Annotated in this window: 21 protein-coding genes; 3 read left to right on the top strand and 18 right to left on the bottom strand. The window is 43.4% G+C overall.

Annotation, left to right across the window (positions count from 1 at the left end; genetic code table 11):
• Positions 1–186: 186 nt before the first annotated feature.
• The 3 genes from I2C87_RS10005 to rplK form a co-directional block, all read right to left on the bottom strand.
• Entirely contained in the window at positions 187–5,481 is a 5,295-nt protein-coding gene (locus tag I2C87_RS10005; RefSeq protein WP_229046079.1) for an accessory Sec-dependent serine-rich glycoprotein adhesin, read from the bottom strand.
• Between the two features lie 156 nt (positions 5,482–5,637).
• Positions 5,638–6,327, bottom strand: coding sequence for a 50S ribosomal protein L1 (rplA, locus tag I2C87_RS01120; protein WP_006595851.1), 690 nt, complete (start codon positions 6,325–6,327; stop codon positions 5,638–5,640).
• A gap of 97 nt (positions 6,328–6,424) precedes the next feature.
• The gene (gene rplK / locus I2C87_RS01115) at positions 6,425–6,850 is read right to left on the bottom strand and encodes a 50S ribosomal protein L11 (RefSeq protein ID WP_006595850.1); all 426 of its coding nucleotides are present in this window, start codon (positions 6,848–6,850) and stop codon (positions 6,425–6,427) included.
• 160 nt (positions 6,851–7,010) lie between these two features.
• Here rplK and I2C87_RS01110 point away from each other — a divergent pair, with 160 nt between their 5' ends.
• A complete protein-coding gene (locus I2C87_RS01110; protein ID WP_048789572.1) occupies positions 7,011–7,355 on the top strand; it encodes a DUF3397 family protein in 345 nt (114 codons plus the stop codon).
• A 61-nt stretch (positions 7,356–7,416) separates the two neighbouring features.
• On the opposite strand, the gene I2C87_RS01105 is transcribed toward I2C87_RS01110, so the two are convergent.
• The 6 genes from I2C87_RS01105 to I2C87_RS01080 form a co-directional block, all read right to left on the bottom strand.
• Positions 7,417–9,762, bottom strand: a complete 2,346-nt coding sequence (locus tag I2C87_RS01105) for an HAD-IC family P-type ATPase (RefSeq protein ID WP_195323702.1) — start codon at positions 9,760–9,762, stop codon at positions 7,417–7,419.
• A gap of 84 nt (positions 9,763–9,846) precedes the next feature.
• Positions 9,847–10,233 carry a VOC family protein gene (locus I2C87_RS01100; protein WP_048689655.1) on the bottom strand — a complete coding sequence of 129 codons (387 nt, stop codon included), beginning with the start codon at positions 10,231–10,233 and terminating at the stop codon, positions 9,847–9,849.
• Between the two features lie 101 nt (positions 10,234–10,334).
• Positions 10,335–12,689, bottom strand: a complete 2,355-nt coding sequence (locus I2C87_RS01095) for a DNA translocase FtsK (RefSeq protein ID WP_195323701.1) — start codon at positions 12,687–12,689, stop codon at positions 10,335–10,337.
• 100 nt (positions 12,690–12,789) lie between these two features.
• Positions 12,790–13,332 carry a hypothetical protein gene (locus tag I2C87_RS01090; protein ID WP_229046077.1) on the bottom strand — a complete coding sequence of 181 codons (543 nt, stop codon included), beginning with the start codon at positions 13,330–13,332 and terminating at the stop codon, positions 12,790–12,792.
• Between the two features lie 39 nt (positions 13,333–13,371).
• Positions 13,372–14,292: a hypothetical protein gene (locus tag I2C87_RS01085; RefSeq protein ID WP_129822361.1), complete on the bottom strand. Its 921-nt coding sequence runs from the start codon at positions 14,290–14,292 to the stop codon at positions 13,372–13,374.
• A gap of 63 nt (positions 14,293–14,355) precedes the next feature.
• Entirely contained in the window at positions 14,356–15,138 is a 783-nt protein-coding gene (locus I2C87_RS01080; RefSeq protein ID WP_173018616.1) for a hypothetical protein, read from the bottom strand.
• Between the two features lie 193 nt (positions 15,139–15,331).
• Here I2C87_RS01080 and I2C87_RS01075 point away from each other — a divergent pair, with 193 nt between their 5' ends.
• The gene (locus I2C87_RS01075; RefSeq protein ID WP_126404655.1) at positions 15,332–16,156 is read left to right on the top strand and encodes a peptidylprolyl isomerase; all 825 of its coding nucleotides are present in this window, start codon (positions 15,332–15,334) and stop codon (positions 16,154–16,156) included.
• Positions 16,157–16,189: 33 nt separating this feature from the next.
• Here the strand turns inward: I2C87_RS01075 and I2C87_RS01070 are convergent, their stop codons facing one another.
• From I2C87_RS01070 to tmk, 8 genes are all read right to left on the bottom strand, one after another.
• Positions 16,190–17,731 (bottom strand): ABC-F family ATP-binding cassette domain-containing protein, encoded by a 1,542-nt coding sequence (locus I2C87_RS01070; protein WP_048689672.1) that lies wholly within the window; start codon positions 17,729–17,731, stop codon positions 16,190–16,192.
• Positions 17,732–17,815: 84 nt separating this feature from the next.
• Positions 17,816–18,169 (bottom strand): arsenate reductase family protein, encoded by a 354-nt coding sequence (locus tag I2C87_RS01065; RefSeq protein ID WP_048689675.1) that lies wholly within the window; start codon positions 18,167–18,169, stop codon positions 17,816–17,818.
• A gap of 9 nt (positions 18,170–18,178) precedes the next feature.
• The gene (locus I2C87_RS01060; RefSeq protein WP_195323699.1) at positions 18,179–18,667 is read right to left on the bottom strand and encodes a methylated-DNA--[protein]-cysteine S-methyltransferase; all 489 of its coding nucleotides are present in this window, start codon (positions 18,665–18,667) and stop codon (positions 18,179–18,181) included.
• Complete coding sequence (locus I2C87_RS01055) at positions 18,660–19,232, bottom strand: GNAT family N-acetyltransferase (RefSeq protein WP_048689681.1); 573 nt, start codon at positions 19,230–19,232, stop codon at positions 18,660–18,662. Before I2C87_RS01055 ends, I2C87_RS01060 begins: the two co-directional genes overlap by 8 nt.
• Complete coding sequence (gene rsmI, locus I2C87_RS01050; RefSeq protein WP_195323698.1) at positions 19,222–20,106, bottom strand: 16S rRNA (cytidine(1402)-2'-O)-methyltransferase; 885 nt, start codon at positions 20,104–20,106, stop codon at positions 19,222–19,224. The genes I2C87_RS01055 and rsmI overlap by 11 nt, the downstream gene beginning before the upstream one ends.
• Positions 20,107–20,108: 2 nt before the next feature.
• Positions 20,109–20,429, bottom strand: coding sequence for a DNA replication initiation control protein YabA (gene yabA, locus I2C87_RS01045; RefSeq protein ID WP_023024026.1), 321 nt, complete (start codon positions 20,427–20,429; stop codon positions 20,109–20,111).
• Between the two features lie 4 nt (positions 20,430–20,433).
• Entirely contained in the window at positions 20,434–21,333 is a 900-nt protein-coding gene (locus tag I2C87_RS01040; protein ID WP_195323697.1) for a DNA polymerase III subunit delta', read from the bottom strand.
• Positions 21,330–21,968, bottom strand: coding sequence for a dTMP kinase (gene tmk / locus I2C87_RS01035; protein ID WP_048715350.1), 639 nt, complete (start codon positions 21,966–21,968; stop codon positions 21,330–21,332). The genes I2C87_RS01040 and tmk overlap by 4 nt, the downstream gene beginning before the upstream one ends.
• Before the next feature lie 172 nt (positions 21,969–22,140).
• Here tmk and I2C87_RS01030 point away from each other — a divergent pair, with 172 nt between their 5' ends.
• Positions 22,141–23,028 (top strand): YitT family protein, encoded by an 888-nt coding sequence (locus I2C87_RS01030; protein ID WP_195323696.1) that lies wholly within the window; start codon positions 22,141–22,143, stop codon positions 23,026–23,028.
• A gap of 38 nt (positions 23,029–23,066) precedes the next feature.
• Here I2C87_RS01030 and I2C87_RS01025 read toward each other — a convergent pair whose 3' ends face one another.
• Complete coding sequence (locus I2C87_RS01025) at positions 23,067–23,723, bottom strand: CBS and ACT domain-containing protein (RefSeq protein ID WP_195323695.1); 657 nt, start codon at positions 23,721–23,723, stop codon at positions 23,067–23,069.

Here is a 23,723-nt window from a genome sequence, read left to right as displayed (position 1 = left end):
CTTTTAAACTGTTTATGGTGGGAGGCTCGTTTTATATCAATTTAATGCTTCTTAGTTAGGTGTATGACTAGTTGAAAAAGGGGAGTGATCATCCCCTTTTTCAAGGCTTTAAGGCCTATTCTAGTCACCAATTAGAACTGCCGTTTTGAATGAAGCCAAATCAATCATTCACCAAAGGAAGTAGAATTATTTTTCGTCTTCCTCTTTACGACGTCCAAGTGCTGCCAATCCTACAAGTCCTGCAACTAGTCCGAGTACAGTTGATCCTACAGATGTAGTTTCACCAGTATTTGGAAGTTGTCCTTTAGCTGGTGTTGACTCTACTGGTTTACCTGATGTTGGGTCCACTGGTTTACCTGGTGTTGGATTCACTGGTTTACCTGGTGTTGGATCCACTGGTTTACCTGGTGTTGGATTCACTGGTTTACCTGGTGTTGGATCCACTGGCTTATCTGGGGTTGGATTCACTGGTTTACCTGGTGTTGGATCCACTGGCTTATCTGGGGTTGGCTCTACAGGCTTGTCTGGAGTTGGCTCTACAGGCTTGTCTGGAGTTGGTTCTACAGGTTTGTCTGGAGTTGGCTCTACAGGTTTGTCTGGAGTTGGCTCTACAGGCTTGTCTGGAGTTGGCTCTACAGGCTTGTCTGGAGTTGGCTCTACAGGCTTGTCTGGAGTTGGCTCTACAGGCTTATCTGGAGTTGGTTCTACAGGCTTGTCTGGAGTTGGCTCTACTGGTTTGTCTGGAGTTGGCTCTACAGGCTTGTCTGGAGTTGGCTCTACAGGCTTGTCTGGAGTTGGCTCTACAGGCTTGTCTGGAGTTGGCTCTACAGGCTTATCTGGAGTTGGTTCTACAGGCTTGTCTGGAGTTGGCTCTACTGGTTTGTCTGGAGTTGGCTCTACAGGCTTGTCTGGAGTTGGCTCTACAGGCTTGTCTGGAGTTGGCTCTACAGGCTTGTCTGGAGTTTCTTTAAGTTTGTATACATAGGTTACATTCTTATCACCTTCGATGACTTTACCAGTTGTTGGATCTGTTGACTTCAAGTGACCTTCTTTATCAACTTCACCTACTGTGTAGTTACCAGCTGGTACCAATTCGTAAGTCTTACCTTCGAATTCAATCTCTTGTGGACGGTTGTCTACAACTGTGTCGTAGTCTTTGTCTACTGGTTGAGCTTTTTCGTCAGTAACATCTTCTTTGATTGTCTTGCCTTCTGTATCTACATAGTGAACATAAACGTTACCCTTAGGCTCGGCTGGTGTTTCCTTCACTTCTTTATAAACGTAAGTGATGATTGACTTAGGTTTGTCAACTTTACCTTTAATTGGATCAGATGATTCCAAATGGCCATCTTCGTCCACTTTACCTACTGGGTAGTCACCTTTCGGTACGATCTTGTAGGTCTTACCGTCTGGTGTCTTGATAGTGTTAGGTTTTTCACCTTCCTCAGTGGTGTTATATGGTGTGTCATATGGTGAGTTTGGTGTATCTTGACGAGGTTTTTCGATTTCCTTGCCATTTTCGTCTACGTAAGTGATGATGACCTCACCCTTCTTAGGCTCAGCAGGGGTTTCCTTCAGTTTGTAAACATACGTTACATTCTTATCGCCTTCGATCACTTTACCTGTAGTAGGATCGGTAGATTTAAGGTGACCCTCATCATCTACTTCACCGACTGTGTAGCTACCAGCTGGTACCAATTCGTAAGTCTTGCCTTCGAATGCAATCTCTTGTGGGCGGTTGTCTACCACTGTATCGTAGTCTTTGTCCACTGGTTGAGCATCTTCATCCGTCACATCTGACTTGATGGTCTTGCCTTCTGTATCTACATAGTGAACATAAACGTTACCCTTAGGTTGAGTTGGTTCTTCCTTCACTTCTTTATAGACGTAAGTGATGATTGACTTAGGTTTGTCAACTTTACCTTTAACTGGATCAGATGATTCCAAGTGCCCATCTTCGTCCACTTTACCTACTGGGTAGTCACCTTTCGGTACGATCTTGTAGGTCTTACCGTCTGGTGTCTTGATAGTGTTAGGTTTTTCACCTTCCTCAGTGGTGTTATATGGTGTGTCATATGGTGAGTTTGGTGTGTCTTGACGAGGTTTTTCGATTTCCTTGCCATTTTCATCAACGTAAGTGATGATGACCTCACCCTTCTTAGGATCAGCTGGGGTTTCCTTCAGTTTGTATACATAGGTGACATTCTTATCGCCTTCGATGACCTTACCGGTTGTAGGATCGGTTGACTTGAGGTGACCTTGGTCATCCACTTCACCGACTGTGTAGGTACCTGCTGGAACCAATTCATAAGTCTTGCCTTCGAATTCGATCTCTTGTGGACGGTTGTCTACCACTGTGTCGTAGTCTTTGTCCACTGGTTGAGCATCTTCATCCGTCACATCTGACTTGATGGTCTTGCCTTCTGTATCCACATAGTGTACATAGACGTTACCTTTAGGTTCTTCTTTCAGTTTGTATACGTAGGTGACATTCTTATCACCTTCGATGACCTTACCGGTTGTTGGGTCGGTTGACTTGAGGTGACCTTGGTCATCCACTTCACCAACTGTGTAGTTACCCGCTGGTACTAATTCATAGGTCTTGCCTTCGAATGCAATCTCTTGTGGACGGTTGTCTACCACTGTGTCGTAGTCTTTATCCACTGGTTGAGCGTCTTCATCCGTCACATCTGACTTGATGGTCTTGCCTTCTGTATCCACATAGTGTACATAGACGTTACCCTTAGGTTCTTCTTTCAGTTTGTATACGTAGGTGACATTCTTATCACCTTCGATCACCTTACCGGTTGTTGGGTCGGTTGACTTGAGGTGACCTTGGTCATCCACTTCACCAACTGTGTAGTTACCCGCTGGGACCAATTCATAGGTCTTGCCTTCGAATGCAATCTCTTGTGGGCGGTTGTCTACCACTGTATCGTAGTCTTTGTCCACTGGTTGAGCGTCTTCATCCGTCACGTCTGACTTGATGGTCTTGCCTTCTGTATCTACATAGTGTACATAGACGTTACCCTTAGGTTCTTCTTTCAATTTGTAGATGTAGGTAACGTTCTTATCTTCTTTAGCAACTTCTCCAGTTGTAGGATCAGAAGACTTGAGGTGTCCTTGGTCATCCACTTCACCTACTGTGTAAGTACCTGCCGGTACCAATTCATAGGTCTTGCCTTGGAATTCAATTTCTTGTGGGCGGTTATCCACGACTGTGTCATAGTGTTTGTTAACTGGCTGTTGATCTTCGTCAGTTACAGAATTCTTAAGGGTTGTTCCTTCAGTATCTTTATAGTGAACGAAGACATTTCCTTTAACATCAGACTTGACAAAGTAATAATTTACATCCGTCGATGGTTTAATCGCAGTTGGAATTGAGTAGTTATTTGAGAATGATGAATAACCCTTCAAATTAGAGTATACTTTACCATTTGGTGCTGTTGGGTCATTCGCAACAGATCCTTCTGCTTGGATTTCTGGAACTTTACCAGCAATAACGTTGTAACTGTTATTACCAGCACCCGCAGGTGTCAGTGAAGTACTTGGAGCACCTTTGAATGGACGTGGATAAGTGTGCAAAGTTCCGTCCATTTGTTTATAAGTATCTGTCTCAGTAGCAGACGACCAACCAGTGATAATGAGGGATTTGCTTCCAGCAGTTTCATTAACTTCCAGATAGTAGTCCCCATTTTTACTGTTTACTTTTGTAACTTTTGTCTCGTCAGCCTTCCACTCTTCACCAGCCTTGTTAACTTTACTTGTGTAGATGAGTGTGTACTTAGACACATCTTCAGTACCAATATCAGATGTAGCAAAATTGTTCACTTGAGATGGATCAAGGGCGTAGAATTTCGTTACAGTTGAACCTTCCGTATCAACGATTTCAGAAATACGTTTCACATAGTAGTGGTTTGCTCCACCTTGAAGTTCAACCAATTTTTGACCAACAACACCTTTACCAAGGATACCAGATGTTTTTTGAGTTGCGTCTGTTGTTGCTGGAACTTGTTTGTAACCCTCAATATTACGGTTTCCTGAAGCTGTGAATTGTTGACCTGCAAGACCAGTTTGAGTATAGCTTGCAAGAACTGTTTCATTTCCAGTCGGTGTGTATGTTTGACCTTCTGTGTACTTGCTACTGTCAACAACTTTATAGTAAGTTGTTTGATCAGCTTTAGCATAAGGAACAGAAGTTTGAACGTTTGGTTTATCTTCATTTTCGTTACCTGGGTAGTTGGTATCACGAATTTGAAGTGTTTCATACTCAAGGTTAGCGTTGACCAATGAGAAGGTTACGTTACCTGGATTAGTTCCGTTAGCAGCTGCGTATGTCAAAGTATTGGTTACATCAGAGTTGTTGTTTGTGATGTAGCTTGGAAGAGAGATATTGCTTTCACCAGCATGAATAGTACGTGTATAAGCTTCTGTACCATCAGATTTCTTCACAATACGCAAGTAAACATCTGGATTAGCTGAAAGGCTACCAGTGATGGCTGAACGGTCTACTGCAAGAGTAGCGTAGTAATCAAAGTTTGTTTTAGCTCCAGTAGCGTGATCTGTTTTAAGGAATTGCCATACACCAAAAGTATAGCGATCAGCATTTGGATCCAAAGCGTAACCAGATTTATTGAAAGCTGCATCTTCAATCGTTGCACCATTCGCATTTGAAATAACTGGATTAGTATCGACGCTACCAGTAGTGCTTGTTGATATTGGAGCCAACTGTGCAGCTACTGCTGGTGCACCATTAACAGTTGTATTTCCATTGAAACCAGCATCCTTCAAGGTTGCCATCATATCATCTACTGACTTGTTCAAGCGTTCTCGTTGTTCAGCATATGATTGTGGTTTTACTTCAGAATTGCTCGAAGCTTCTTTTGTTGGCAATTCAGCTTGAACTTTTGCAACAGCCTCTTTGATAGCAGCCTTCTGCTCTTCATTTTGATGGTTGGAAGCATATTTTTCTGCTATTTGATTCAATAAAGCTGCTTCAGAAGCATTTTGTTCCAAGATTGCTTTATCATCCGATGCTACAGCACTTTCGACCACTTGGGATGAACTTGCTACTTGAGGTTTTGTTTCTGTAGCAGTTTCATTTTGAGGGACTGAGACTTCTTTCGAACCTTCTTCAGTCAATGGAGCTGCTTCAGGTGAAACGACTGGAGCACTCACTGCTGTAGAGGAAGAAACTACTTCGTTTCCTACTTCATCCGCAAACGTAGTATTTGCAACTGTAGTAGCACTTAAAACAGCCGCTGCTACTACGATCCCTTTTAAGAAGTGATGGCTCTTAGTAGAAACAGCATCTTCACGCACCTCAGCTACAACTGTCTCTTCGACTTGACCACGAATCACTTTGAGCAAACCAAAGTTTGAAGTGGCCGCACGCAACCAGTTCTTACCTGACTTGATCAATTTGAAACGAGTCACTCGATCAGTTTCACGGAATTCTCCGTTTGAACGTTTAAAAATCATTTGATTCTCCTTTTTTTTTGTTTTTCAACTATATTATACCCTTTTCCTGTACTTATGCAAGCGTTTTAATATTCATCGAATTTATCATCAAGGTAGAACTTTCTAAATCATTCAAATAAAGAAAAAAAGCTACCCGAAGGTAGCTTTGATTTCTAATTAAAGTGAGTTAACATCCACTTTGATACCAGGACCTTGAGTAGTAGTCAAAGTCAAGCTAGTTACGTAAGTACCTTTAGCTGTAGCTGGTTTTGCTTTTTGGATAACATCGTTGAAAGCTTTGAAGTTTTCAACCAATTTGTCAGCGTCAAATGACACTTTACCGATGATCGCTTGTACGATACCTGCACGGTCAGCACGGTAAGTGATTTTACCACCTTTAGACTCTTCAACTGCTTTAGCAACATCCATTGTTACAGTACCAGTTTTAGGGTTTGGCATCAAGTTACGTGGTCCAAGGACACGTCCAAGACGTCCAACAAGAGCCATCATGTCAGGTGTAGCGATAACAACGTCGAAGTCCAACCAACCATCGTTGATTTTCGCAACAAGGTCATCTTCACCTACGAAGTCTGCACCAGCAGCTTTTGCTTCTTCAGCTTTTGCACCACGTGCAAATACAAGAACGCGAGCAGTTTTACCAGTTCCGTTTGGCAATACCATTGCACCACGGATTTGTTGGTCAGCTTTTTTCACGTCGATGTTCAAGTTGTAAGCAACTTCTACAGTTGCGTCAAATTTTGCAAAGTTAGTTTCTTTTGCAAGAGCTACAGCTTCTTCTACGCTGTATGCTTTTGTGCTGTCGATTTTTTCAAGTGCAGCACGAAGTTGTTTGCTTTTTTTAGCCATTTTATCTTTCTCCTTGTAATGTGGTCATATCGATTTTCATCTCCCACGTCACTCGTCTCATGATCAAGTGTATTGCGGGCAAATAGGATTGTTACAATTAGTCAGTAACAGTGAATCCCATAGAACGAGCAGTACCTTCGATCATACGCATTGCAGACTCAATGTTTGCAGCGTTCAAATCTGGCATCTTAGTTTCAGCAATTTCTTGTACTTGCGCACGAGTAACTGTTGCAACTTTCGTTTTGTTAGGTGTACCTGATCCTTTTTCAACACCTGCAGCTTTTTTCAAAAGAACAGCAGCTGGTGGTGTTTTTGTAACGAAATCAAATGATTTATCTTCATAAACAGTGATCACAACTGGGATAATCATTCCAGCTTGGTCAGCTGTACGAGCGTTAAACTCTTTAGTGAATCCCATGATGTTGATACCTGCTTGACCAAGTGCTGGTCCAACCGGTGGAGCTGGAGTAGCTTTACCAGCAGGGATTTGCAATTTTACAAGTTTTTCGACTTTTTTAGCCATTTCTTAAATCCTCCTTTGTGGTTTTGGCGGTAATTACAGATTTTTACCTCCCACAAGTATGCTCTGCGCATACCTTTCTATTATACACTATTTTCTTCCGAATGCAAGAAAAAATTTCATTTCCATCACACTTTTTTTACTTTTGTGATAAAATGGAGGTATGTTAATAAAAGTTGCTTCCCTTGTATTTATTTTTTTGACCCTGATTCTCAGTGGGATTATTATTCGAGTCTTTAAACTGCGTCGATATGGTTGGAATTTTGCCGATCTGGCTTTTCCTCTGTTCGCGCTTGAATACTATTTAATTTCAGATGCGGCTTACTATCATAATTTGTTGCCGCAATTGTTATTGGCCTTGTCCCTCTTAGCTATCGGCTTGACTATCTATTTCTTGAAAAAGAAACGTAGCTTTTACTATCCGAAATTTTTCAAGTACTTTTGGCGCGCAGGCTTTCTCATTACCTTCTTCCTTTACCTCATTATGACGATTAGCCTCTTTATCTGATTTTAATAATAAAATAACGGTATTAACTAGATCCAAGATGATTTAGCTAATACCGTTTTTTTTATTTGTTTCTGGACTTATGCAGATGGGTCACCAAGGTATAGACAAGACGATTCATCAACCATAAGACCCCTTCCATGACCAGTCCTAGGACAAGGGTCAAGATCCAGCCAGTCAGATGAAGGTGGCTGAGATTAAAAATGGAAGAAAATACAAAGACCGACAGACAAAATCCTGTTACATTAAGAAGGATGATGCCCAATTTTACATGATTGAAGGGAAGGCTGAGTTGGTATACTTTTGTAAAGCCAATCAAAGCTAGCAGGTAAATCGAGATGGTCGAAATATCTCCCTGACTTAATCCAAGGAAAGGACCCAGGACCACAAGAAAAAGGACCGATATGAGATTGGTCAAGGCAGCCGGAAGAGCTTGCTCTATCACGGTTTCAATAAAGTCTCCTTCTATCCGGGCACGATTCTTCTCCAAGGCCAGTAAGAAACCGGGGATTCCGATGGTAAATCCACTGATCAAGGACATCTGAGAAGCCTGAATGGGATAAGTGAAAGCAAAGAGAATGGCCAAAATAGCCAATAATATTGAAAAGATATTCTTAACCAAAAAGAGACTAGCCGAACGTTGAATATTGTTGACCACTCGGCGACCTTCATCCACAATCGACGGCATGTGAGAGAAGTCCGAATCTAAAAGCACAACCTGAGCTACCTTTTTGGTCGCATCGTGGCCCGTATTCATGGCAATACTACAATCTGCCTTTTTCATAGCGAGAATGTCATTGACCCCATCCCCTGTCATCCCAACCTTATGACCATCCGCCTGCAGGCTCTCTACGAGGATTTGTTTTTGTTCTGGACTAACTCGTCCAAACACTGTGTAGGTCCGTGCTGCATCTACTACCTCCTCATATGTCTTAAGCTGACTGGCGTCTACCACTTGATCTGCATCAGGAATACCTGCTTTCTGAGCAACGGCAGCAACTGTAACAGGATGATCCCCTGAAATAACCTTGATGGTCACCCCTTGTTTTTGGAAATAGGCGAAGGTTTCAGGAGCAGTCGACCGAACAGGATTCTCCAAGACCAAAGCTAGGAGGGGAAGGACTGGAGCTTCTAATACTTCCGTCAATTGTTCCCCCTGGTAATGCCCCAAAATAAGGACACGCGCTCCTCGTTCAATTTCTCGCTGCCAGACTTCTTGGTAAGCATCGAGATCATCTCGAAGCAAAACATCCGGTGCCCCTAATAGGTAAATGCCTTGTTGGAACTGAAGGCCCCCAAATTTCTTCTTAGATGAAAAAGGAAGACGGTCTTGAACGGTCCAAACTTCACTTGTTTGGACTGAGTGATACTGCCGAATGGCCGTGATAGTATCATTCTGATCCTCACTGGCCTGGAGATAGTGGCTTAATATTTCTTTGCCTTCTTTTTCATCTAGTGCCAAGGGGAGGAGCTCACTCACCTGCATCCTGTGTTCGGTAATGGTTCCCGTCTTGTCTAGACAAAGGACGTCGATACGGGATAGGGTTTCAATTCCCTTCATACTGTTGAGTAGAACCTTTTGAAGGGCTAAACGGGTTGCTCCAAGCACCAAGGCCAGGGTCATTAAGAGGTAGAGCCCTTCTGGAATCATCCCAATGATGGCACCGACCATGGAGGTAATGCTAACTTTGAGGGAGTCTTGATTTCCTAGATAGCTCTGCAAGAACAAGAGCAAGCCAATCGGGATGAGAATCATTCCGATCATTCGGACGAGACCATCCACAGCATGAACCATTTCGGATTCTTCGTGTCCCTTGACTTTCTTAGCAGATAGACTCAGCTGATTAATATAAGATGCATCTCCTACTTGTTCCAAGACGGCAACTGCTTGACCTGAGATAACAAAACTTCCTGACATGAGTTTCTGATTCTCACCTTTAGGGATTTCATCTGCTTCACCTGTTAATTGAGACTCATCAACCATGATCGAGCCATCCAGAACCTTGGCATCCGCATAGATCTGATCCCCTGCTTGGAACGAGACGACATCCCCCTCTACCACCTGGTCGACAGGAAGATCCAGCCGTTCTCCTTCACGAATCACTCGAGCTTTCTCCACTTGAAGGAGGCGCATCTTATTCAAAATCCGACGAGACCGCAATTCTTGAACAATCCCAATCAAGGAGTTAACGACCACAATGGGAACAAATAACATATTGTTCCAAGACCGTACTAGTATCAATAAGATAGCTAGAATACCAAAAACCAGGTTGAAATAGGTAAAGATATTTGAATAAATAATCTCTCTGGTCGACTTTTCTGCCGTGATGGTTACTCGATTTTGTTTTCCTTCTCTAATTCTGCTTTGGACTTGCTCATTCGTTAGCCCGCTATATCGCTTCTCTTCCATATTTTCTTCTTTCTTATTTCTGTATCTAGTTTAGCAAAAAGAATGTCTTCTGGCTTGGGACTAGAGACCGAAGATTGTGTAGACCTATTCGTGAAGTTCAAGAGGCAAGCCATCTGGATCAAAGAAGAAGGCCATTTTGCGCCCATCAAAATCATCCACCCGTAGCTCTGTATGAGGAATTCCTAATTGGTCAAACTCTGCTAGACAGGCTTGAACATCTTCCACTTTAAAAGCTAGATGACGAAGGCCTGTATGCTCTGGATGAGGGAGAAAGGGTCTCTTGGGGGCATCTGGTTTGATAAATATTTCCAAGGTCAGGTTTCCCTTTCGAATGTTAAAGAGAATATCCTGCTTTTCTGGTCGATGGTGTTCGTCTAAAGGTTCAAAGCCTAACTTATCTACATAGAATTCTCTGGTTTTGTCATAATCGTGGCCAATAATGGCAATGTGGTGAATGGTATCGAGATGCATCTGCTGTCCTTTTCTTTTTTATCGTAAACAAAACCTGCCCCTTGTACAGGCAGGTTTTTGCTATTGTCAAATATCTCATTCCTTCTTCATCTAAAGAAAGACTAATTGGTCTGCAAGACCTTTCTTGGCTTGGTCCCTTCAGCTGGTCCGATGACACCTGCTGCTTCCAAGTCTTCCATGAGGCGAGTGGCCCGGTTAAAACCAACCGATAAACGACGCTGAATCATCGAAGCGCTGGCTTTTTGAGTTTCAATCACGAGCGCCTTTGCCTCTTCAAAGAGAGGATCGCCTTCGTCTGAGCCACCCATACCTCCATCAAAGTCAGACTCAGATACTTCACCTGGATCGAAGGCATCATCATAATCCGCTTCAGCCTGTTCTTTGACGAAGTTGACAATCCGCTCCACATCATCATCAGAGATAAAGGAGCCCTGCAGACGGATCGGATGATTTTCATCAATCGGTTTAAAGAGCATGTCTCCGCGACCAAGTAGTTTCTCCGCCCCATTTTCATCCAAGATGGTCCGTGAGTCGGTCCCAGATGAAACCGCAAAAGCGACACGGGAAGGCACATTGGCCTTGATCAAACCTGAAATAACGTCAACCGATGGCCGTTGGGTTGCCAAGATCATGTGGATCCCTGCTGCACGCGCCTTCTGTCCGAGGCGAATAATAGCATCTTCCACTTCTTTACTTGCGACCATCATCAAGTCTGCCAACTCATCGACAATGACCACAATCAATGGAAGGGGCACTTGCTTCATCTCAGACTGGGCATTGTACTCAGCCACCTTGGCATTAAAGCCAGCAATATTGCGAGCGCCTACTTTCGAGAAGAGCTCGTAGCGATTTTCCATCTCATCAACGACCTTCTGCAGGGCCCGACTGGCCTTGCGTGGGTTGGTCACTACTGGAATCAAGAGGTGAGGAATATCATTGTAAACAGAAAGCTCCACCATTTTTGGATCGACCATCATAAATTTGACTTCGTCCGGACGAGCCTTCATCAAGATACTCGAAATAATCCCATTGACCGCGACGGACTTACCAGATCCAGTAGACCCTGCTACCAAGAGATGGGGCATCCGGGCCAAATCAAAGGTCCGAGCCGAGCCATCTACAGCCTTCCCAAGAGGAATCTCAAGGAGTTTAGCTGGGTCTGTTTTGGACTGCTCCCACAATTCACGGAAGGAGACCGTCGCAATCTCTGAGTTGGGCACCTCAATCCCGACCAGAGACTTCCCTGGAATCGGCGCTTCAATCCGCACATCCTTGGCAGCTAGAGCCAAGGCCAAATCATCTGCTAGGTTGGAGATGCGGTTGACCCGCACACCGACAGCCGGCTTGACTTCATATTTGGTAACAGAAGGGCCAATTTCCGCCCGCTCCACTGTTGCCTTGATGTTAAAGCTTGCAAAGGTCTCTTCCAAAATGCGGATGTTCTGGCGAACGATGTTTTTCTCTTTGGATTGATTTTTCGGCTTGTCAGGTGCGAAGAGATCAATCGTTGGAAGTTTGTATTGAAGGAGTTCCTTAGGCGTGAAGTCTACAGTGACTTCTTCATCCATATCCTCCTCTTCTGCGACGTCCTCCAGCTCCTCTGGGGAGCCGTCCGACCATTCTTCCGAGTAGCCTTCCTCTTCATTTGGTAGATAAATTTGAGGGTAGGCCTCCTCTGCAGGTACTTCTGTTTCGGTCACAGGTTCCATGACCTCACCTGTCTCAAGATCTACAGGATAGCCTTCTGTACTCACGGGACTAGCTTCTGCAAGTTGCTCGATGCGGGCTGTCTCCTCTGCTTCTGCTTGAAGGGCCTTCTTCTCTTCACGCTCGACAAAGCGCTCTTGGCGACGAATTTCTCGTTTTTCCATAAAGGAGTGAAAAGCTGCGACAGCCTGCTCATACAAATCATAAACCGAATAAGAACTCATCAAGAGAAGTCCTAATACGATCAAGAGTCCTCCAATGAAATAAGTCCCGATGTTCGAGAGCAAGAAAGCAATCGGCGTATATAAGATTGCTCCTAGTAGTCCTCCTCCTGCAAAAGAAGAGACGCGAAGGTGCACGAGGTCCCCTAAGATACGTGAGAAGGTTGGCCCGAAAGAAGAGCCTTCAAGTTTCAAGAGGGAGACAAAGTAAGCTTGATAGATCAGTAGTAAGCCTGCAAAAAGACTTAAAAAGCCAGACAAGGTCCCCTCATGCTTCTCAATCCATTTGAAAAAGAAGAGGTAGACAATAACAGCCGTCATCGCTACGTAAGCCAGACTACCTACCAAGAGACGGATAAGGTTGTAGGTCACTAAGCCTAAGGCCCCTAATCGTAAAAAGGCGAAAATGAAGACGAGAGTTAAGACAATCGTCATGATCATTCGGCGAATTGCTTTTTTTCTTTCTATTTCTGCTTTAGACAGTCGTCTTGTCGACCGTGTTTTTTTTGATTGATTATTGTTTGCCATAACCTTTATTATACCACATTTCTAGACTAGTTCTCTAGTAAAATCCTTTTCTCTCATCTGCGAAAGCAACAAAAAAACAGTACCTCACAGGCACTGTTACCTATAGATTTTTCTTTGGGTGGCGGTCGATGATGGCTTGATGCTCTTTCAGCGCTTGTTTTCCTTTTTCCGTCAACTGAAAGCCCCGAACTGTGAACTCTTGTGCCAACTCTTCTTCGGTAAAGTAATTCGCTAAAGCTTGGTTCAAATCGGCTGCTTTCATTTTGGACAAGCCCGCGACTCCCTTCTTTTTAAGAATGGCTTTTTTCATGGTCGCATTGATTTGGTCCAGCGAATCAAAAGCGGATTCGATAACAGCATACCCCTTATCTACCAAAACCTTCAAATGTTCCTGCGCATGAATCCCATAAGTGTATTCGAAGTACTTAGGAAACCAAGTCTCCGTCGTAAATGTTCCAAAATGGATCCGCCACAAGAGAATGATATCCCCCGCAAGCAAGCCATCTTGGAGCAACTCCATGTTTCGTTTAGAAACAGGCTTTGGATCCAACAACCAAGCTTCCAAGTCTCTCTCAAGCGAAATATAAGGTTTCACCTCGTGATCTGCATAAAATTTTTCTAGTATATCTGAAATAGTTGTCATCCTTTTCATCTTTCTTTTTTTAAAAAATAGACTGTATCCTTACCAATCTCTTTCAAGATGAGTCCATTCGGCAAACTCTTGATAAGTCTCCAATACTTTAGTTTGCTTCTCCCCATCATTACTTTCATATGTTCCAATCACTTCTAATTTATTTTGACCAAGTGGCGCAAACCAATGCCTAAGCATTTGGTAGGATTCTTCTACGGATATTTTTCTCTTCCGAAATGCTACCACCATCTTATCTTCTTTATTAGCCTTTCCTAACTGAATAAACTTAGAGTAGTCCTTTTCAAAGTTGATACAGTCACAATACGGATAAGAGAAGATAAAGAAATCATTTCGGTTATATACATTACTATTATTAATGGCGTCTCCAAGTGATGTTAAGTTATGACTAGTGGGGTAATTGCTTTTGAGTAATTTCTCTGTCGTTTCGCCCACTATTTTATTGGAATCCAAGTCCATTTTAACGGTGATTCTGTTCTTTTTTTCATATTGTTGGAGTGTCAACAATAAATATTCCTTTTCATCCTCAATAACTATATTTCCTTGAAATAACAAATAAAAGTTTTTATCATAATTCTTAACAACTTGGTAGAGATCAACCTTTTCAGGTTTCTTATCTAGATAATCTAAATCATAAACAATCGCATGCCAAGTCCAACCTTTTTTGGGTTCCTCGTCTATTCCTTCATTACTTGCAGTCCGTGTTCCTAAAACTAAATAACGATCACCAATTGATGCCCATCCATTAAGGGAAGTGAAATCTTCAGAGCCTCGAAAGGAAATTATTCGTTTCTCTTCATCTAGATAGTGTAATTCTTTGATCGATCCTGCATCATACTTTTCCCATTTAATTTTATGTTCATTTTTTTGAAGGTCTAAGTTTTTCTTATAGACTATCATAGAGATAGATAGAATCGATATTAGAAGTAAAGCTACAATTTTCCATTTTTTCATTTTCAACATCCTCTTTTTAACGACTAGACAGTCATTATAGTTCGTCTAAATCTCTCTTGATCCCTATTTCGACTGGAAAGGAGATACACGGTTGTCCTCATCCTTCAAGTATTGTTGCGCCTTTTGAACGATATAGAGCGACTCATCTTCTGAAACTAACTTGCGAAAGAGCTCTTCCGCTCTAGACTTATCGCCTTTAAGAGTAGCATTCAAGGCTTGGTAGTAGATAATCTCTAACTGCTGGTATTTGAAATCATTGCTTAAATCTTCGAAATAGTCATTGCTTTGGTGGGCAATGGTTAAATCATAAAGAGCGAGACAGACCTTTCTTGTTTTCTCAGCTAGTGTAGGGTCTGTAATGGTAAATCCATTTAACTGAGCCTCTAGCTCCTCTCTAGACAAATCAGGATCTGTTAGGACGATTGATCGCATGAGATAACTCTCAAAAAAGTTCTTATATTTTTGCGGTAGTTCCTTCTGACTGAGTGCTTCTCTAGCTTCTTTTATGACAATATCGAAATCTCCCATCATAAAAGAATAAGCGACTGATGTCAGCTTCATATCTATCTGTAAAATGGGCTTTTTCACATTCTTGTTCAACTGAAGGTATTGCTGCCAAAAAGCTAAATCTAAGTCTACATGGAGCAAGGTGTTGCACTTGTTGGTGTAGCTCTTCTTAAGCAAGTAGATAAATAAAAACAAGCCTGCAAGGACCAATAAGAGGCCAGCAGTCTGAAGAAGGGTATCTCTGACCACGAACCCAATGCAAATAATCAAAAGCATTGCCAAGACGCCTGCAGATCTAATATAGAGTCTATAGTTTTTGCGTAGAGTTTTATAATCCATCATTTAGCCTCCTATCCATGATTTGTTTTATTTTAGGAATTCGTTCATTTTCCAACAAAACAAGTTACCTCCCATCATACCTCATTTTTCATAGGCCCGCAAGCTGAATATCGCCTCATCCAAAGGATAGATTTGAATCAAATGGAAAATTAAGGTACAATAGAGGGTAGACTAATGTGTTGAAAGGATTAATATGAAAAAATTAATTGCCCTACTTGTATTTTCCGGTTTAGCTTTGGCAGGATGTGGCTCTAATCAATCAGATACAAAGACATCCTCTAGCTCGGCTTCAGAAACTAAGCAATCAACTACTTCTAGCGTAGATGCTAGTGAACAAAAGAAATTAGATCAGCTTCGTAAGGATATCCAAGATGCGATGACCAATGAAAATGCGGTCTTTCCTCAGCTCTCCAACGAAGTTGCTGAAGATGAAGCTGTCGTGAAAATCACGACCAACAAAGGGGACATTACCGTTAAGCTCTTTCCGAAATACGCACCTTTAGCCGTTGAGAATTTCTTAACCCACGCTAAGGATGGCTATTATAATGGCCTCCTCTTCCACCGCGTGATTAATAACTTTATGATCCAAACAGGAGATCCTAAAGGAGATGGTACAGGTGGTGAGTCCATTTGGAAAGGAAAAGATAGCTCTAAAGATTCAGGAGCAGGCTTTGAAAATGAATACTCTCCTTACCTCTACAATCTTCGTGGTGCTTTAGCCATGGCCAATTCCGGTCCAAATACAAATGGTAGCCAATTCTATATTAACCAAAATAAAGAAGACTGGTCCAGCAAGCTTCCAACTGAGCGCTTCCCTGCTAAAATCATCGAAGCCTATAAGAATGGTGGAAACCCTACCCTTGATGGTGGGAACTACACTGTCTTTGGACAAGTCATCGACGGCATGGATGTAGTCGACAAAATTGCCGAAGTTGAAACGGACGACAAAGACAAACCAAAAGAAGATGTCAAAATTGAAAAAATGGAAATCGTAAAAGACTACGATTTCAAGAAATAAGCAAAAGAGAACCGCACGGTTCTCTTTTTGTGTTTACGTCAATTCATTAAAGTCCCAGATTTGGTCCATCCAGCCTTCATAGAAGTCTGGCTCGTGGCAAACCATGAGGATCGATCCTTTGTATTCTTTAAGGGCCCGTTTCAATTCATCCTTGGCATCCACATCCAAGTGGTTGGTCGGCTCGTCCAGTACCAAGACATTGTTTTCACGGTTCATCAAAAGACAGAAACGCACCTTGGCTTGCTCCCCACCGGATAGCACCTGAATTTGGCTCTCGATGTGTTTAGTGGTCAAACCACAGCGAGCAAGGGCTGCACGGACTTCTGCTTGGTTGAGAGCTGGAAAGGCATTCCAGACTGCCTCTAGCGGTGTCTGACGATTGCCCCCTTCGACCTCTTGCTCAAAATAGCCTAGTTCGAGGTAATCTCCCCGCTCTACTTCTCCAGCAATTGGTGGGATGATTCCCAACAAGCTCTTTAAGAGAGTGGTTTTCCCGATCCCGTTAGCTCCGATGATGGCTACCTTTTGATTGCGCTCAAAGGTTAGGTTCAAAGGCTTGGTCAAAGGACGGTCATAGCCAATCTGGAGATCCTTGGCTTGGAAAATAAAGCGTCCAGGAGTCCGGGCATTTTTAAATTCAAAGGATGGCTTTGGTTTCTCACTTTGCAACTCAATGAGTTCCATCTTGTCCAGCTTCTTCTGACGAGACATGGCCATATTCCGTGTCGCCACACGCGCCTTATTGCGGGCTACGAAATCTTTGAGGTCAGCAATCTCTTTTTGTTGGCGCTCATAAGCCGCTTCCAATTGCGATTTCTTCATTTCATAGACTTCGAGGAATTGGTAATAGTCCCCAGAATAGCGGGTCAACTGTTGATTTTCCACATGGTAGACGATGTTGATTACATCATTCAAGAAAGGAATATCGTGGGAAATAAGGACAAAGGCATTTTCATAATTCTGCAAGTAGCGCTTGAGCCAATCGATGTGCTCCGCATCCAAGTAGTTAGTTGGCTCATCTAGTAGCAAGATATCAGGTTTTTCTAGCAAGAGTTTGGCCAAGAGGACCTTGGTCCGCTGCCCACCTGAAAGAGCCGTCACATCCGTCTCCATGCCAAAGTCCATGACCCCAAGAGCACGCGCCACCTCATCGATCTTGGCATCCAAGGTATAGAAATCCCGACTTTCTAACCGATCCTGGAGCTCTCCGACTTCTTCCATCAGAGCATCCATATCCGCTCCATCTTCAGCCATTTCCATATAGAGGTCATTGATGCGAGCCTCTGCTTTAAAGAGCTCGTCGAAAGCTGTCCGTAAAACATCGCGTACCGTTTGCCCTTCTTTTAGGACAGCATGCTGGTCCAGATAGCCAGCGGTCACATACTTAGACCACTCGACCTTCCCTTCATCAGGTTGCATCTTGCCCGTCACGATGCTCATGAAGGTGGATTTCCCTTCACCATTGGCCCCTACCAATCCGATATGCTCTCCCTTTAACAAGCGGAAGGACACATCCTCAAAAATAGCCCGGTCTCCAAAGCCGTGGCTTAAATTTTTCACCTCTAAAATACTCATGATTGACTCTCTTTCATTGATTTCACTCGTATGATTATATCATCTTCAAGACAAAATTAAAAGGGAGTCCAACTCCCTTTTCTCTTACAAACCTAAGTCCGCATATGGTTTCCGGTAGCCCACTTGAACAACTTTTCCGTCCTTCACTAAGAGAGGGCGTTTGATCAGCATGCCATCGCTAGCTAAAAGGTCTGCCGCTTCTTCTACCGAAAGCTGATCCACCTTGTCTTTCAAGCCCAACTCCCGATACTTCATCCCACTAGTGTTAAAGAAGGATTTGATTGGTAGGGAAGACTCCTTGATCCAGGTTTGTAGTTGTTCACTGGTCGGTGTGTCTACCACGATGTCTTGGCTATCAAACTCGCAACCTAAGCTCGTTAACTCCGATTTCGCCTTGCGGCAGGTCGAACATTTTGGGTATTCAATAAATGATAACATCTTTTCTCCTTATTCTTTCCAAGATATGGCCTCATGTTGCAACAGCCAACGTTTGCGATCTAGACCAGCAGCATAGCCAGTCAACTTTTTCTCCGTCCCCAGCACCCGATGACATGGGATGAGGAGGAGTAAGGGATTCCGACCTACTGCTTGACCGATGGCTTGAGCCGATCTGCAAGACAAGGTCCGGGCGATCTCTCCATAAGTCCGACTCTCCCCATAGGGAATCTGAGCTAGGTAGGTCCAGACTCTTTGTTGAAAGTCTGTCCCTTGAGGAGATAGGGGAAAGGGCATGGAAGGATTTTCCCCCATAAAGTATCGATCCAGCCATTCAAAGACAGCTCCATGAAGTGGCTGACAAGCTTCTTCGATATGCTCAAGCCCCTGCTCACAATTGGCTTGGTCACAAAACCAGATCCCAACTAGGCTTTCCTCATCCACCACAATAGATAGAGGTCCCAAGGGACTCTGATAGAGTTGGCGATAGAACCTAGTCATTTTGAGATTGTTCTGCACGGTAGTCCCAACGATCATCTTCGCTAATCACTTGGAAGAGGCTGGTTTCTGCCTTCCGTTTAATCTTCTGATAAGCGAGACGAACCCCATCAATTGGCACCTTTCCACAGTAATGGAAGCCTAACTTCTCTAAAAGGTGTTGCATGACCTTGTTGTCAGGATGGGTATCACAGCGAAAATCCGGGCCTTTCTCTCCTTCGATCAAGCCTTGAAGGAAGGTTTGGGCTACTCCTCGTCCAGCAGCTTCTTTGGCAACAGCGATCCGGTGAAAACTGATATAGAGATAGTTATCATGTTCCCATTTTCCGTCATAAATGTCATTATAAGCTGCTTCATTTCCCTTGTAGAGAGCGGCATAAGCTACGACTTCTTGATTCTCTACAGCTACATAACCACGGCTTTCTAGGATATCCTCAAAAATGATTTCTTGATCCGGATAACCATCCTGCCATTGGTCCACTCCAGCTGCAGCTAAGCTGTCCTTGCCATCTTGAATGATTTCCATAATCCGATTGATTTCATTGGGATAGGCCATTCTAATTTCCATCAGACTCTCCTTTTTCCTCCTCTTGGTGGTAACGGGCATAGAGATCACTCTTTTGTAGCCCAAATTGTTTGGCAACCTGTTTGATTGCCTGGTTCTTTTTCATACCAGACTGGACCAGTAGATCAATCTCTTGGATCAGATCCACTTCTTCTAGATCTGGCCCCTGCTCACTAGCCCCCTCCACGATCAGGAGGCACTCTCCTTTAAGGGGATTTCCCTCTAGATAGTCCACTAACTCTGTGATGGTCCCTCGCGTGTACTCTTCATAGATCTTGGTCAGTTCTCGGACCAGGACAACCGGACGGTCTCCATAGACTGCCAGCATATTTTCAAGGGTCGCTCGTACCCGGTGTGGGGACTCATAAAAGATCTGGGTCTCAGGATAGGCTAGCTTTTCCTGGAAAAAGGCCTTTTGCTGCCCTTCCTTGCGTGGAAGAAAGCCATAAAAGATATGGGGCTGGGGTGCCAAGCCACTGGCAATTAGGCCGGTAATGCCGGCACTCGGACCAGGAACTGCCACAACAGGGATCTCTCGCTCAATCGCTGCCTTGACCAGGTCGTGACCTGGATCCGAAATACTAGGCAGTCCTGCATCCGATACCTGGGCCAGGTCCTTTCCAGACTCTAAATGAGCTAGCAAATCAGGGATTTTCTCCATGGCATTGTGCTCATGGAAGCTAGTTTGTGGTGTCGAAATCTCAAAATGCTTGAGCAAGAGTCCTGTATTGCGTGTATCTTCTGCTGCTATCAGATCCACCTCTTTTAGAGTTTGGATCATGCGGTAGCTCATGTCATCCCGATTGCCAATTGGGGTTGGCACTAAAAAGAGAGTCCCTGTCGCTTTATCCCCTTTAAAACTTCGTTGAATCTGCATGTTTACTCCCTAAATAACAATTCATCACAGAAAATACACTCTTCATCATTTTCACGACGTTGACCATAGGAGTCTGTACAAACATGAAATCCATCATTGTAAATTCTTTGTAAATTTTCACGACCATTGCGATGGAATTTAGGGGAGCTGGTTTTCTCCACTTCTCCTAAGCGCTCTCTTAATTTATCATTTTCAAGACGCAGAGCTGTATTTTCCTCGACAATGAGTTTGAGATTTTTCTTAATGGCTTCAACCTCTGCTAATGTAACCAGCAATTCCTGGGAGAAGCCATCCAAAGCATCAAATAATTCTTTTTTATTCATCTCTTTACCTTCTATTTTTCAACTGTAGGACCATATACTCGAGAGCATTTTGAAAACTCACATTCCGTTCCCACATCTGTTTGGCCAAGACCAATTTTTCTAGATAGTCTCTTCCTAAGGACTGACCGATGGAGCGTGCAAAGAGCAATTCCAACAAGCGAAAGGCTTGGGCCTGCTTTTCTTTATCATCCGTCTCTTGAACCAAGCGAGAGACCAGTAAGTAGATACGCGGATTTGCTTTTAGACAAGCTGCAACGAAACGCTCACACTCCCTCGCCAGATCGAAAAAGGAGGTATTCTGAGCGAGAATTTGAGCCTCTTGGAAACCTTGACTAAAGTTGGCTAACAGATCTGCTTGTTGAAGCAAGAGACCTTCCTGAAGGAGATACTCTTTTAGGAAATCTTGGTTTTTTGGAAAATGGACCTGCTGCGCCCGACTTTTTATGGTCGGGAGAACCAGCTGCTCATCTGCTGTCAGCAGAAAAATATGAACTTCACTCTGAGGTTCTTCAATCACCTTGAGGAGGGAATTGGCCGCATTGACATGCATCCGGTCTGCATCGCAGATGATAAAGACTTGCTTGGATCCTTCGTAGCCTGACTGAGAAAAATGCTGGATCAAATCCCGGATCCGATCTGTTTTGATGATTTGATTGACCGGTCGGACAACCGTTACATCTGAGAATTCATCCTCTTCAATCAAGCGACAAGGCCGACAAGTCCCACAGGGCCAAACACCCTTCTTGTCCGTACAAAAGAGACTTTGGGACAAGAGCTGGGCCATCTCAAAACTTCCAAAATCTCCTGTAAAGAGATAGGCGTGGCTCAAGCGGTCTTGTTCTAAAATAGCTTGGAAGCGATCGACTAACTGAGGTTGAAGTTTTTGCACTTGTTCTAACTTCATTCACTGATCTCCAAGACTTCTTTCAATAATAGCCAAGTATCCTCGACCACCTGGTCAAAAGGTTGACTGGCATCAATTTTCACCACACGTTGTGGTTCTTTTTCGAGGATAGCCAGATAGCCTTGACGGACTTTCTGATGGAGACTGAGTCCTTCTAGATCCAAGCGATTGACTTCACGGCTAGCACTCTTAGCAATTCTCGCCAACCCTTCTTCTACATCAATGTCAAAGTAGAAGGTCCGATTGGGTTTCAGACCATCAGTCGCAAATTGGTTCAACCATTCAATATCTGCTACTGCTAATCCACGCCCAAAGCCTTGGTATGCTACCGAACTGTCGATAAAACGATCCATGATAACTAGCTTCCCTGCTTTCAAAGCTGGAAGGACACGTTCTGCCAAGTGTTGGCGACGACTGGCGATATAAAGAAGCAATTCTGTCTTGGGATCCATTTCCGTATGGGATGGATCTAGAATGACCTCGCGTATTTTTTCTGCTATTTCGACGCCCCCTGGCTCCCGCGTGGTAATATAGGCAATCCCTGCCTTTTCCAAGCGTGGTAGCAAGGCTTCTAAAACGGAGGATTTCCCTGCACCTTCTGGGCCTTCAATTGAAATTAATGTTCCCTGTTTCATTCTCTTATCTTAACTTTCTATACTCATTTCTCTAGCATGCATCACTTCTTTTTATTTTACCAAAAATAGGGGTAAAAATCCTGTCCGAATTCGTGAAAATTGATGAAAATTATTTCCTATTTTTCATTTTTTTTGGTAAAATGTATGGTGAAAAATGAATAGGAGAACGAGCATGTTTAAGGCAAAAAATATTCTGGCCATTATTTTGGGGGCTGGCATTTTTTCTTTTGGAATCTTCTTTTTAGTCATTCCATTTCACTTTTATGAGGGAGGAGCTACAGGGATTACCCTGATTACCTACTACCTCTTTAAAATTCCCGTTTCGGTCATGAACTTGGCCATCAATATTCCCCTCTTTTTCCTAGCCTGGAAATTACTGGGGCTCCGATCCCTCTATCTCAGTTTGATTGGAACTTTTTCGGTCTCTACTTGGATGGCCATCTTCGAGCTGATCCCTGGAAGTCATCATCTTCAAAATGCAGTCTTTACGGCTCTTGACGGAGACATCCTCCTAGCCTGTATCGGATCAGGGGTTATCCTTGGAGCTGGGCTTGGGATTATCTTCAACGCTGGAGGCACTACAGGTGGAACCGATATTGTCGCGCGTATCTTTAACAAGTACACGACGTTTTCCATGGGACGCCTCATGTTGATTGTGGATGCCATCGTCTTGACAACTGTTTTGATCGTCTTCAAGGACTTCCGAATTGCAGCCTACACCCTCCTCTTTATCCTGATTGACACCGTCGTCATTGATATCGTCGGTGAAGGAGGTTTTGCAGGAAAAGGATTCCTCGTGGTTACATCTAAACCAGATGAAATTGCCAAACAAATCACGACTGATTTGGGCCGAGGAGTCACATTCGTAAACGGCATGGGCTATTATAGCCAACAAGAAATGAAGATTATCTACTGCGTGGTTTCACGGAATGAAATGAAACAGATGAAAGATATCATCAATAAGATCGATCCATTCGCCTTCATTACCATTACAGAAGCCCATGAAATCCTAGGAGAAGGATTTACCTTGGATACCAACAAGCAGCCCATTGCTCGCTAAAAGAAAGAGCCTGAGAATATCTCAGGCTCTTTCTTTATTTAAAAGGCTTTTGCAGATGTGCGACTAATTTCATCCACACGAATACCATTTTCTTCAAATTTCTTCTTGATAACTTCCGTATCGGTAATGCCATCAATCTGAACTTCGATAACGACATGATTATCTTTGGTTGGGATATTGACTGTATTGGCGATATTGTATCCTTCTTCTACAATCAAATGAATGATTTGTTCTAGAACACCAACCTTATCTTCTGTCACAAAGCGAACACGAACTCCTTCTTCTCCATAACCGGATACTTCGAGGAAGGCACGGAAAATATCACGGTCTGTGATGACACCGGATACTTGGTCATTGTCTACAACCGGAAGAATTCCCACCTTGTTCTTATACATGAGATAGGTCGCATCTTCGAGGCTGGCAAATTTAGAGACAGTAATGACATCACGAAGCATGACATCTTTGACCTTGGTCTTGTTCAACAGATAGTTCATCTCAAAAATAGACAAGCTTGTTGCTTTAGATGGACTTGCTTCTGCAATCGTGCCCTCTGTCACCAAGCCGACCAATTTGTCATTTTCAATGACTGGCAAGCGGTGCAAGCCTTGTTCCCGCATCAAATCTGCCGCATGAGCAATTGTTGTATCTGGACTAATATACACTACTTTACGGGTCATAAAATCTTTAACAGCCAT

The sequence above is a fragment of the Streptococcus sp. 1001283B150225_161107_H12 genome (assembly GCF_015552665.1).
Classification (GTDB): Bacteria; Bacillota; Bacilli; order Lactobacillales; family Streptococcaceae; genus Streptococcus.
The sequence above is the reverse complement of the archived record's forward strand: the minus strand, read 5'-3'. Positions and strand labels throughout refer to the sequence as shown.

Coding starts and splice junctions, on each gene's coding strand:
- I2C87_RS10005 (WP_229046079.1), bottom strand. CDS start 5,481: ATGATTTTTAAACGTTCAAACGGAGAATTCCGTGAAACTGATCGAGTG.
- rplA (WP_006595851.1), bottom strand. CDS start 6,327: ATGGCTAAAAAAAGCAAACAACTTCGTGCTGCACTTGAAAAAATCGAC.
- rplK (WP_006595850.1), bottom strand. CDS start 6,850: ATGGCTAAAAAAGTCGAAAAACTTGTAAAATTGCAAATCCCTGCTGGT.
- I2C87_RS01110 (WP_048789572.1), top strand. CDS start 7,011: ATGTTAATAAAAGTTGCTTCCCTTGTATTTATTTTTTTGACCCTGATT.
- I2C87_RS01105 (WP_195323702.1), bottom strand. CDS start 9,762: ATGGAAGAGAAGCGATATAGCGGGCTAACGAATGAGCAAGTCCAAAGC.
- I2C87_RS01100 (WP_048689655.1), bottom strand. CDS start 10,233: ATGCATCTCGATACCATTCACCACATTGCCATTATTGGCCACGATTAT.
- I2C87_RS01095 (WP_195323701.1), bottom strand. CDS start 12,689: ATGGCAAACAATAATCAATCAAAAAAAACACGGTCGACAAGACGACTG.
- I2C87_RS01090 (WP_229046077.1), bottom strand. CDS start 13,332: ATGACAACTATTTCAGATATACTAGAAAAATTTTATGCAGATCACGAG.
- I2C87_RS01085 (WP_129822361.1), bottom strand. CDS start 14,292: ATGAAAAAATGGAAAATTGTAGCTTTACTTCTAATATCGATTCTATCT.
- I2C87_RS01080 (WP_173018616.1), bottom strand. CDS start 15,138: ATGGATTATAAAACTCTACGCAAAAACTATAGACTCTATATTAGATCT.
- I2C87_RS01075 (WP_126404655.1), top strand. CDS start 15,332: ATGAAAAAATTAATTGCCCTACTTGTATTTTCCGGTTTAGCTTTGGCA.
- I2C87_RS01070 (WP_048689672.1), bottom strand. CDS start 17,731: ATGAGTATTTTAGAGGTGAAAAATTTAAGCCACGGCTTTGGAGACCGG.
- I2C87_RS01065 (WP_048689675.1), bottom strand. CDS start 18,169: ATGTTATCATTTATTGAATACCCAAAATGTTCGACCTGCCGCAAGGCG.
- I2C87_RS01060 (WP_195323699.1), bottom strand. CDS start 18,667: ATGACTAGGTTCTATCGCCAACTCTATCAGAGTCCCTTGGGACCTCTA.
- I2C87_RS01055 (WP_048689681.1), bottom strand. CDS start 19,232: ATGGAAATTAGAATGGCCTATCCCAATGAAATCAATCGGATTATGGAA.
- rsmI (WP_195323698.1), bottom strand. CDS start 20,106: ATGCAGATTCAACGAAGTTTTAAAGGGGATAAAGCGACAGGGACTCTC.
- yabA (WP_023024026.1), bottom strand. CDS start 20,429: ATGAATAAAAAAGAATTATTTGATGCTTTGGATGGCTTCTCCCAGGAA.
- I2C87_RS01040 (WP_195323697.1), bottom strand. CDS start 21,333: ATGAAGTTAGAACAAGTGCAAAAACTTCAACCTCAGTTAGTCGATCGC.
- tmk (WP_048715350.1), bottom strand. CDS start 21,968: ATGAAACAGGGAACATTAATTTCAATTGAAGGCCCAGAAGGTGCAGGG.
- I2C87_RS01030 (WP_195323696.1), top strand. CDS start 22,141: ATGTTTAAGGCAAAAAATATTCTGGCCATTATTTTGGGGGCTGGCATT.
- I2C87_RS01025 (WP_195323695.1), bottom strand. CDS start 23,723: ATGGCTGTTAAAGATTTTATGACCCGTAAAGTAGTGTATATTAGTCCA.